Annotated in this window: 3 protein-coding genes and 1 pseudogene; all 4 read left to right on the top strand. The window is 37.1% G+C overall.

Going from position 1 to position 11,061, the window contains the following annotated elements:
* Nucleotides 1-1,270 precede the first annotated feature (1,270 nt).
* Nucleotides 1,271-3,982, top strand: a complete 2,712-nt coding sequence (locus tag J7R07_RS07750) for an autotransporter outer membrane beta-barrel domain-containing protein (protein ID WP_208436295.1) — start codon at nt 1,271-1,273, stop codon at nt 3,980-3,982.
* 396 nt (nt 3,983-4,378) lie between these two features.
* Nucleotides 4,379-7,939 carry an autotransporter outer membrane beta-barrel domain-containing protein gene (locus tag J7R07_RS07745; protein ID WP_208436294.1) on the top strand — a complete coding sequence of 1,187 codons (3,561 nt, stop codon included), beginning with the start codon at nt 4,379-4,381 and terminating at the stop codon, nt 7,937-7,939.
* 203 nt (nt 7,940-8,142) lie between these two features.
* Nucleotides 8,143-8,280 carry a hypothetical protein gene (locus J7R07_RS07740; RefSeq protein WP_208436293.1) on the top strand — a complete coding sequence of 46 codons (138 nt, stop codon included), beginning with the start codon at nt 8,143-8,145 and terminating at the stop codon, nt 8,278-8,280.
* Between the two features lie 423 nt (nt 8,281-8,703).
* Nucleotides 8,704-11,061: pseudogene (locus J7R07_RS07735) on the top strand (autotransporter outer membrane beta-barrel domain-containing protein); the annotation flags it as partial.

Raw genomic sequence — 11,061 nt, 5'->3', positions numbered from 1 at the left:
GATTGGGTTTTAATGCTCGATTGTCTCAAAATTTTGCGCTTCATGGTGATCTTGTTTATCAACACAAGCTGACTAAAGCTGGTTTTTCTGGAACGAGTTTCTCTGGGGGAGTCCGTTATCAGTTTTAGTGGTCATAATTTTTGATCAACTCTTTTAAAAGTCACAAATATAACCTGTGACTTTTTTTCTTTCTCTATTCGTTTCATCCTGTTAAAATTTTGAAGATATAAGTATCTTGTACATTTTAAATATATTTCTGGTTGGTTTTCTTCAATTCTTCGTGAGGAGAGAGACTCAGTTATTTGTGTTTAATAGTTTTCAAATTTTTTAGGTTATAAGGATTTATCTGCATTATTGTCATAATCTGATTTATAAAGATAATTGACTTTTGCGACTTGAGTGAAAGTGCTGAATACAAAAATATTCTTTTTATTTCAATTTCTCTTTGATGAATCCAGGACTATTTTATAAAAAGTTCTCAATGCTTTTTAAAATTGTTTTCAATTCTAGGGTATTTGTAACATTTTAAATTGAAAAATAAAATGGTGCTGCTGCTTGTATTTTTCTAAGTGTAAAAATGATACATCCTCATGGATCTTATGCTTTTGATAGATGCTGTTGTGAGATGGGATTGAAGGTAATGAGAAATATTTTTTAAGAAGGTGCATGAACGAGTTATACAATAGGGTGCTATTTTTCATGAATAGAGACGATACTATTTAAGAATGAAAGCAACAAAAATGAGAGCTGATGCGCATTTTCACTCTTTTAAAAATATTGTTGTAAACGCTTTTGAAAGTCGTAAAACTGAATAAAAGAAGGTCATAAAGATAGAAATGGGTTCTTATTTTATGAACTTTATATCTTGCCACGATGAGGTTGTCGCTCTATTTCAGAGATAGATCGAGCAGATATACGCAATAGGCTTAAAAGCTTGGCATATAGAAACTGTAACTGTTTTTAGATCATTGATTTATATCAATTTTTTCTTCGATAGGATGTTTCCATAAATTCTGGGTTGTTGATTTATAGACAACAGCTAAAGCACCTATTTTATGAGTACAAACTCACTAAAATTATATTTGAATGTCTTCTTTATAAAAATGACAGATTCAGATTAAGTTTTTTATTCCATATTTACATAAAATACAAAACGTATTAAAAAGATGTAACGTATTTTACAAAATGTATTAAACACAACTTATAAACGAGTTGGTTTGGTAGGACGCGTCTTTTTAATCAGGTAGGGGAAAGAAGTTATGGTATAATTATGGTCAATATATTGAAAAATCATCTCTCTTTATGTGTTTGCACAACAATCCTTTTTTATATGCACAGTGTTGGTTCTCAAGTACAAGCTGATATCCCTGAGAATAAGGTACAGCCTCCTACTGTTGTGAATGATGTAGTACAAAGTAATAAAAGTAGATCTCCATGTAATGAAAATAGCGCATCTTATCGATGCGATGATGGGGATAAGCATATAATTTCTGATAAAACTTATCAAGAAGCTAATAAGGAACATTCTGAAGCGATAGCTATAAAAGCATCTAAACGCGGCACTCATATTATGGGGAAGAATATAACTATTAAGGATGCTTCAAATACAGATAGTTCGGGGAAGAATTTTTGGAAATATAGTGTAGTGGCGGATAATTCGGGAAAGATTGATATAGAGAAAGGAGAAATGTACGTTACAAACGGTGTTGCAGTTTACACAGAAAAAAATGGAATGATCTATTTAAAAAATGTTTCTGTTACTAAAAATAATAGCCAGGAGACGAATGGAGACAACCATGATAAAAACTCGGCTTTTCAGATGTCAAAAAATGAGAATTTTCTCGATTTTAAGGAAGGAAACGTCAAGGTTATCAATGCCCATGGTGTTTCGTTGCGAGGAAATGTGAATGATTTAAATATTATAGATTCCACTTTTGTAGTGGAAGGTAATGCATTCTATGGCTTCCGTTTTTGGGAGGAAAAAGATGCCGAAGTCCAGCCATATGAAAATCCTTATACAACAGAGCAGCTTTACAGTTTTTATGGGGAAAACGTGGTATTTGGAAATTTGCCACGAACAAATTTACCCATGCGAGGGTATGTCGATTTACAAAAAACCTTTTTTCAAGTTCCCAAAGGTACAGTTATTTATAGCAATAAATCTGGTGCTCTTCTTGAAATTACGCAAAATTCCAGAATTTCTGGCGATTTATTGTTGAAGGGTGAAAATGGTTCTTTGGTAAAGATTTCAGCTGATGCTTCTACGCTTGTAGGGGGCGTCAGGCTTGATAAAAGTTCTACTGCTGAATTTCGACTGAGGAGTGGTTCAAAATGGATTTTATTACAACCAAAATATGAAAAATTGCAAGATTCTCACCCTATAGGTGCTTCGTCAATTTCATTGATGCACCTTATTGATAGTTCTATTATTTTTGAAGAACCAAAAACTAACACAGCTGATGGTTATCAAACGCTTCATATTGGAAAAGGATCAGGTACAGTTTATGAGGCGGAAGGTGAAGCACATGTTTATCTTAATACATATCTCAATAAAGGAGGGAAGCTTCAAGAGCAGAAAACGGACCGTCTTTTAATCCATGGTGATGTTTCTGGAAAAACAATATTGCATATACGTAGTGTTGCAGGAAGTCCGGGGGGAGCTACAGGGCTTGAAGGAAATAACAAAGGTATCTCAGTTGTTCAGGTTCATGGAAGTGCACAGGAAGATTCTTTTCAGTTAGCCGGTGGTTATGTTACGCTGGAAAATTCACCTTATCAATATAGACTCCATGCTTATGGTGTAAGCTCTAGATTAGGGAAGACAAGTTCAGCTCAAAAATTAGTCGAAAGTGGGGGAGAGTTTTGGGATTTCCGTCTCGAGAATGGTAATATTGATTTTTATATTCCATCTAAACCGGCTCCTGGTTCTGGGGTTGTCCCGGGTCCTCATCTTAGACCTGATGACGGTTCTGAGTTTGTTCCGGATTCTCATCTTAGACCTGCTGAGCCAGGAGCTAGGGCTGTTGTTCCACAGGTTTCAACCTATCTCCTCTTGTCGAATAGCGTATTCCATGCCGGTTTGGTGGATATCAGTAATCAAAACAAGCAGTTAGAAATGTTACGAACCACATCTAGTGGCATGGTAGAGGTTCGTGAAAGACCCGCTTTGTATTTGCATAGCTATGGTGGGCGTTACCGTTATCATTCAGATTTGTCTACACTCGAATATGGTTATGGAGGCAACCTTAACTATAATGCTGTAGAAACAGGTGTTTTGTTACAAACGATTGAAAATACTACCAGTATTCTCTCATTGGGGGTTCTTGGCTCTTATGGCAAACTTTCTCTACAACCTTTGAATGTTGAACATAGTCAAGAGAGTGCTTTTGATAAATGGACAGCTACTGTTTATGGTAGCATGCAGCATGATAATGGTTTCTATGTAGATGGTCTTTTCTCTTATGGTCTTTTAAAAGGTGATGTTCGCACGTCTGTGCGAGGAAGGACAGCCACATTAAAAGGGAAACCTTTCAGTGTGTCTTTGACTGGAGGTCAGGCTTTTGCAATAGGATATGAAAGTTTTGTATTGGATCCACAGGTTCAGGTTATTTATCAGCGCCTCCAGTTTAGTAATGCCAGAGATGTTGATAACTTTGACATTGAGCTGGGAGGCCTTAATCAGTGGGTAGCGCGTGTTGGTGGACGTTTGATCAAAGTTCCTAAGAATTATGAAGGCATGAACAGTATTGCTCTTTATGGGAAGGTTTATTTGGCTCATGGTTTTGGAGAAAGACAGGCTGTACGTTTCAAAGATAGCTTCCAGTTAGGTAATTTTGGTTCTACCTTAGAAGCAGGGTTAGGCTTTAATGCCCGATTATCGGGAAACCTTGTCCTTCACGCTGATATGGTTTATCAACGTAAGCTAACGAAGGCTGGTTTTTCTGGAGCTAGTTTCTCTGGAGGAGTGCACTATCGTTTCTAGTGTAATTGCATTTTTGATCAATTCTTTAATAAGCCACAAGTTATGCTTGTGGCTTATTTCTTTTTGTCAGTTGTTTTGCGAGCAATTTTCAGAACACGTCCTTTGCATGTTTTAAAAGTATTAAAATGCTTTTTGTTAGGGACCAAGACAAATTCATAAGCTGTTTTTAGAACACTGTTTTCTTTGATTAAATTCTCTCTATTTTTACGAGATTTTTGTGGATATCACAATTTTAAATTGTAATATTTTTATTTTTGTTTTGATTTCAGCTTTACATAAAACACAAAACGTATTAATGAAAGACACATAACGTGTTATATGCATCGTGTGTGATCAAAACAACGAAACAGAACATGTATTTTTTCATGGAAGGGGAAAGAAAGTTGTAATGGAATTATGATAAAAATCTCTAAAAAACATCTCTCTTTGTATGGTTTTACGGCTATTATTCTTTTCTTTGCGCACAATGCTGATGCGAGTGTGTCGCCTTCTGGGAAGGAGCAGTTTTCATGTAGTGAAAGTGAGCTATTTTATTGGTGTAACGATGCTAAGGAGCATGAAATCTCCAATAAAACTTACAGCCTAACTGGGGAAGGCTCTGATACAGCTATAAAGGCATGGGGGAAAAATACAGAAATTCACGGATACAATGTAATCATTAACGGCGCTTCGGATGCGAACGATCATTCAGAAAAAAGCCCTTGGACGACTGGTGTAAAAATATCAAATGACGGGGGAGTGGCCCTGTTTGATTCAGAATTAAAGGGTGTGTCAATAGGAGTAGAAATTGATAATGGAGCATTTGAAATGCGGGACGGATCGATTGATGCAACCCAATTGGGAATTAGTGTCGCTGATAAAAGGTCGTTTATTTTTTTAGAAAATATAAAAATTACAACAGGTTCTGATGGGATAGGTCTTTTTAGTCAGGGTAACGCGCAAATTCAGATGCAAAAAGGGGAGATTAATTTTATAAATGGTATTGGGGTTCAAACAGGAGGAGGTGGACAGGTTATTTTAGATAGTATTGCTATTAAAGGAAAAATAAAACAGACGGCGGATGTAAACAATCGTAATCAAAATTCCGTTTTTCATATGCTTCAAGGTAAGGGAATTATTGATTTTCAAAAAGGTAGTGTTGATGTTAGCGATGCCCATGGAATTATATTGCAGGGGAATAATAATAATACTGCTCATATCAAAAATTCCACTGTTTTTGTAAGGAGTGAAGCTTTTAATGGTATGCAATTTTTTTGGGAATTTTTAGTTGATGAAAAACCAATAATCATACCTGGAAAAGGGGCGGTCCATTTGGAAAATACAACTTTTACAGTTCAAAAAGGTACGGCTATTTATAGCAAGGCATTCGATAGTTTTATCGAACTCTCAAGAGGCACAGAACTTTCTGGGGATTTATTGCTGCAGGCTTATGAAAAGTCTACCGTGAAGATTATTGCAGATGCCTCTATACTTAAAGGGGGGGCCTATGTTGATAAAAGTTCTACTGCGGATTTGCAGTTAAAGAATGGTTCAAAGTGGATTCTATCACAACCAGAATATGAAAAGTTGCAAGATTCTCGCCCTATAGGTGATTCATCAATTTCATCGATACATCTTATTGATAGTTCTATTGTTTTTAAAGAACTCAAAGCTCACACAACTAATGGCTATCAAACACTCCGGATTGGAAAAGGGTCAGGTGAAGTTTATAAGGTACAAGGTAAAGCGCATATTTACCTCAATACATATCTGAATCAAGGGGAGGGGCTTCAAGAGCTAAAAACGGATCGTCTTTTAATCCATGGTGATGTTTCTGGAACAACGATAATCCATGTACAAAGTGTCCCTGGAAGTGTAAAGGATTATACGAGAGAGTATGAAAACAACAAGGAAGTTTCCATTATTCAAGTTTCTGGACGAGTAGATAAAGATTCTTTTCAGCTGAATGGTGGTTATGCCACACTAGACGGTTTACCTTATCAGTATAACCTCCGTGTATATGGTCCAGGGCCTGGCTTAGAGAAAGCAGATTCATCTCGAAGATTAATTGAAGGAACAGGAGATTTTTGGGATTTCCGCTTGGAAAGTCAATTTGTTCAGCCTCCTCTTCCTCGAACACCTTCTGTGACACCTCGTCCTGAAGTTGCTGAACCTGATACACCTCTTATTACTGGACATACGGATCTCAAGAGTCTTCCTCCTTCTCGACCACCTTCTAGCACGTCTAGTCCTAAAGTTACTGAATCTGATACACCTCTTATCACTGAACATACGGATCTCAATAGTCTTCCTCCTTCTCGACCACCTTCTAACACATATAGTCCTAAAGTTACTAAATCTGATACATCTCTTATTACGGCACCTACGAATCTCAATAATCCTCCTCCTTCTCACTCATCTTCCGCTGCATCTAGCCCTGAAATTACTGAATCTGACACATCTTTTATCATTGGGCATACGGATTTCAAAAGTCTTCCTTCTTCTCATTCACCTTCTGTTGCATCTAGCCCTGAAATTACTGAATCTGACACATCTTTTATCATTGGGCATACGGATCTCAAGAGTCTTCCTCCTTCTCACTCATCTTCCGCTGCATCTAATCCTGAAACTACTGAATCTGATACACCTCTTATCCCTGGGCATACGGATCTCAAGAGTCTTCCTCCTTCTCGACCACCTTCTAACACATCTAGTCCTAAAGTTACTGAATCTGATACACCTCTTATCCCTGGGTATACGGATCTCAAGAGTCTTCCTCCTTCTCATTCACTTTCCGCTGCATCTAGTCCTGAAGTTACTGAACCTGAGACATCTCTTATCACTGAGCTTGATGCTTCAGATAAACACTCTCCTGTGCTTGACGATGTTGGTGCTGTATCTGTCCCAGTTGCACCTAGGGGTGATACTACACTATCCGACCTAGATTATGTTCCTTTTATCTCTGAGATTTTTCTTGCTTCTAAGCGTTCTCTTCATTTTGAACAAAATGTAAGGGCCGTTGTTCCACAGGTACCAACTTATATCTTTTTACCAAATGCCTTATTGCATACTGGATGGGTGGATATAAGCAATCAAAATAAGCAGCTGGAAGCACTACGGATTATTTCTTATCGATCGTTGGAAAGTGATAGAAATCCTGCCCTGTTTCTACGTGGTTATGGTGGAAATTATCGTTATGCTTCAAATTTATCCGCACTTAAATACGGTTATGGAGGTGAGCTTGATTATAACGCCATAGAGATTGGTACTTTGCTGAAAAATATCGAGAGCGTATACAGTACTTCTTTTTTGGGAGTTATGGGGACGTATGGAAAATTTTCTTTACAACCTTTGAATGTTGAACAAAGCCAAAAAAGTACATTTAATAAATGGTCCGTTACAGTATATGGCAGTACACAGCGTGGCTCAGGTTTTTATATAGATGGCCTCTTATCTTGTGGTTTATTTCGTGGAAGCGTTTTTACTCTTGCACGGAATAAAACGGCTACATTAAGAGGGAAACCTCTAAGCGTTTCTTTAACCGCTGGTAAAGCATTTATGATGGGGGATGAAAATTTTATTTTGGATCCACAGATACAATTTGTTTATCAACATCTTCGGTTTCATAAGACACATGATGTTGATGGTTTTGATATTGATATGCGAAAATTAAACTACTCGATGATGCGTATTGGTGGCCGCTTAACCAAGACATTTGCAGGGATTGAAGGAGCACACGCTATTTCCTTCTACGGCCAACTTCATTTTATTCATAATTTTAAGAACAAACAATTCATAAATCTGGGGGATACCTTTCTATTAGGTGCTCCAGGCTCTTCTCTAGAAGCCGGGTTTGGCCTCTATGCACAACTACCACAAAAAATTACACTGCATAGCACTCTAACCTACAAGCATAAGCTCACAAAGGCTGGTTTTTCCGGAATGCATTTTTCTGCTGGATTGGGCTATCATTTTTAATTGCATTTTTCCTTTCTAGTTTTCTGTGAGAAGAATAGGTGTAAAATGTGATTTTATTGTGTCTTTTTTAATTTTTGCTTTACATACACTTCAAAACAATTTAAACGTGTAAAACATAACGGATCTATACGCAGGGTTTCATTTTTATTTTCAATAAAGTTTTGAAAAAGAAAGTTTGTAGTGATTATGGCTGAAATTATAAAATGCCACGTGTGTTTGTGTGTTCTTATAACATCTGTTTTTTTCTTTCATCCCATGCAGCTGCTCATGCGCAGGGTGAGGATTTGGATAGTTCTTCCCTTGTTGGGTCATATCCATGTAGTGTTATTGAGAAGTTTTAAGGCTATGACGAGTTCCATACACATAACGTTGATATAGGTATCTCTTGATACCTTTATTGCGGAATAGTCTGATGTTATCATCATGAAGCAGAAAAAAAGCAAATTCAGACTTTGATAAGATTTTACAATATTTTAATGCGCAATTATCTTCAAAATTCGCGCTGTATGGAGATGTAACCTGTCAACATCTTCGTACTAAAGCTGATTTGTCGGGAATGAGTTTTTCCGGCGGTCTTCACTAACATTTTTAAATCCCCATAAAATTTAAAGTCATTTTTGCATGCGTATAGAGCGTCATGTGAAGTAATAAATATACTCTTTAAGTTTTATATTTCCCATTTCTTAAAATATTTTAACTCATTGTTATATAATGTTTTTTTTGCTTTATATAACAGTGGGAAAGAGAGAGTTTGTAATAAAATTATGACTAATATACTGAGAAACTACAGATTTTTATTTACCCTTACAACAACTGCTATTTCTTTCTTGCCAGTTATGGATGTTAATGCGAATCCTCGATATGATGATAATCCCTATTTTTCTGAATGGTTTGGCACTCCCTGTGATGAGTCAGGGAATTTTTATACATGTAGTGATGGTAAAAAACACACAATGAAAGATAAAAATTATCATCTTTCTAATACGTCTAAAAATAATCCTGCTGCAGTTATATATCTAGAAAAGTCAGGCACAGATCTTCAAGGTTCTCATATAACGGTTATAGGAGATGGTCTAAATCAAACGGCTCCTTATGCGATGTATGTAAAAGATGATGCATCTGCTGATTTAGAGAATGTATATATTAAGGACGTATCCGGTCTTCGTGTTCAGAATGGGTATGTCAGAATAATTGAAGGAGCAATTAAGGGGAGCCCACAAGCTATTTATGCAGAAGGAAAAACGGTTATAAGTCTATATTCTTTCGATATTGCTCCAGGGGATTCAAATGTGGAAGGTATCAATTTTCTTAGTCGCAATGGTGCGAAGGTTAGTATATTGACTTCTAAAGTTGATTTAAAAGGGAGCGGTTCATTTGAAGCAGAGCTGGGGGGCGAATTTAATTTGCGTTTTGTTGACGTTGAAGGAAAAGGAAGAAAACAGTTTGCTGAAGTTGAAGGTAAAAATGTAACTATATTACCAGAAGCTTTTAGAGTGTTTCAAGGTAGTAAGATTTCTTTGAGTGATAATAGTTCTGTAAAGCTTACTGATATGCATGGCTTTTTGATTAAAAGTTTTTCAGGTTATGCATATGATAATGGCAAATTGATTCATGAATATAATTCATCGGATGAGTTTAAGAAGACAAGTATTAGTATTAAATATTCAGAAATTTCTATTCAGGGGGAGGGAGCACATGGTCTATATTTTTATGGGTTAGATCCAGATGTATGGGCCGGTATGTTAGAGCTAGATGATAAAAAGCGTTCAGAAACGCGAAGCCTTGTTATGGGAACGGCATCTGTTGATTTATCAAGGACAAGTTTTCATGTTCCAGATGGTATCGCCATTTATAGTACCGGAGATGATGCTTATGGGGCTGAAGCTACTCTTAAATTATCAGATAACACAAGAATTTCCGGTGACTTATTGTTAAAAGCTGAAAATGGTTCTTTTCTTAGTGTTGAGGCGGATTCCTCTATACTTACAGGAAGTATTCGTACTGATGATATATCGCTTGTTGATTTAAAATTAGTGCGTGGTTCAACATGGTATCTCACCAAAAGTAAATATTATGGTTTACAGGAATCAGATTCTTCGGATTCATCGCTTTCATCTTTAAGTCTTTCCGATAGTACACTTGTTTTTAGCCATTATCAATCTCCAGGTTATCAAACGTTGCACATTGGACAGAGTGATATAAGCCAAGTAACGTCAGACGAGGGGGAGCTAGTATACAGTGCAAAGGGTAATACTCGAATTAAGCTTAGTACATCCCCTAATAGTGATGGTTTATTTAATCCTCAAAAAACTGATCGTATTTTGATTTTTGGGGATGTCTCGGGAACTACAATACTCACGATTGAAGATTTTTCCGCAACTTCAGAAAAAGAAGTAGATGGTCAAGAAAGCCAAAGTATTTCACTTGTTCAAGTTGCTGGGATGGCCCAGGAAGATTCTTTTAAACTCTTTAGTGATTATATTACAGTCGATGGTTTGCCTTATCAATATTATCTTCGTGGCTATGGTCCAGGTTCTTCTTATGGGAAAGCAGATCCGAAAAATAGATTAGTGACAGGGAGTGGAGATTTTTGGGATTTTCGTCTCGAAAGTATGTATATTGGCCCTGAATCAGATTCTTCTGAGCCGGTAGATCTTTCATCTACGGATCATATGTTTTCTCTGCTACCTACTATCCTTGTTCCATCTTCTCCATCTGTACAGTCTGGGCAGGCAGATTCTTCATCTACAGATACAGATCATGTGTCAACTCCGCGACCTACTGTCTCTATTTCATCTTCTCCATCTGTGCCGTCTGAGCAGGCAGATTCTTCATCTACAGATACAGATCATGTGTCAGCTCCGCGACCTACTGTCTCTGTTTCATCTTCTCCATCTGTACAGTCTGGGCCGGTATCTCCTTCATCTATAGATCCTGTTTCCACTTCACCAGTACCTGTTTCACCTTCTCCATCTGAGCCAGTAAAGCCTTCTCCTCTTTCTCCCGTTTCTGTTAAGCCTACTCTTCAACCTGATCGAGGTGTTAGGGCTGTGGTTCCGCAATTGCCAACCTATCTCCTTCTAAAAAATGCCTTATTTCATGCTGGTTTGGTAGATCTTACC

This window comes from Bartonella phoceensis, assembly GCF_902825145.1.
Taxonomy (GTDB): domain Bacteria; phylum Pseudomonadota; class Alphaproteobacteria; order Rhizobiales; family Rhizobiaceae; genus Bartonella; species Bartonella phoceensis.
The sequence above is the reverse complement of the archived record's forward strand: the minus strand, read 5'-3'. Positions and strand labels throughout refer to the sequence as shown.

Bases quoted from the DNA above. Each gene is read 5' to 3' on its own strand.
- J7R07_RS07750 (WP_208436295.1), top strand. From the start codon at position 1,271: ATGGTCAATATATTGAAAAATCATCTCTCTTTATGTGTTTGCACAACA.
- J7R07_RS07745 (WP_208436294.1), top strand. From the start codon at position 4,379: ATGATAAAAATCTCTAAAAAACATCTCTCTTTGTATGGTTTTACGGCT.
- J7R07_RS07740 (WP_208436293.1), top strand. From the start codon at position 8,143: ATGCCACGTGTGTTTGTGTGTTCTTATAACATCTGTTTTTTTCTTTCA.